1 protein-coding gene is annotated in these 424 nt (G+C 55.0%); it reads left to right on the top strand.

The features are described from left to right. On the top strand, nt 1-424 hold a 424-nt coding region (locus QW71_RS36485; RefSeq protein ID WP_039311782.1), incomplete at both ends, for a ComEC/Rec2 family competence protein.

The raw sequence follows: 424 nt of genomic DNA, 5'->3' as shown, positions 1-424 counted from the left end.
GACTTGTCATCGGCATCCAGGAGGATCTGGCCCCGGAGACCTTCAAACAGTTCTCACAGCTGGGGCTGACTCATATTCTGGCGATCTCGGGAATGCATGTTGCGGTTTATGTCGGGGTGATCTTGTTTCTTCTGCGTCGCTGCCGCTTCACGAGAGAAACAGCACTCACGGTAACATTACTGCTTGTACCAGCCTATGTACTGCTGTCCGGTGCCGGACCGTCAGTGGTTCGTGCCGGGCTAATGAGCATGATTGCTCTGCTTGCCGCAAGGCTCGGTATCCTTAAGGATGGAATGAACATTCTGGCTGCTGCGGCGCTGATGATGTTGGTCTGGAACCCGTATCTGCTGCTCAGCGTCAGCTTTCAGCTGTCCTTTCTGGTGACAGCAGGTCTCATGGTATATACGCCGCTGGCCGCGCCATT

It is taken from the genome of Paenibacillus sp. IHB B 3415 (assembly GCF_000802655.2).
GTDB classification, from domain to species: Bacteria; Bacillota; Bacilli; order Paenibacillales; family Paenibacillaceae; genus Paenibacillus_AQ; species Paenibacillus_AQ phytohabitans.
This window is presented reverse-complemented; position numbering and strand designations above follow the sequence as displayed.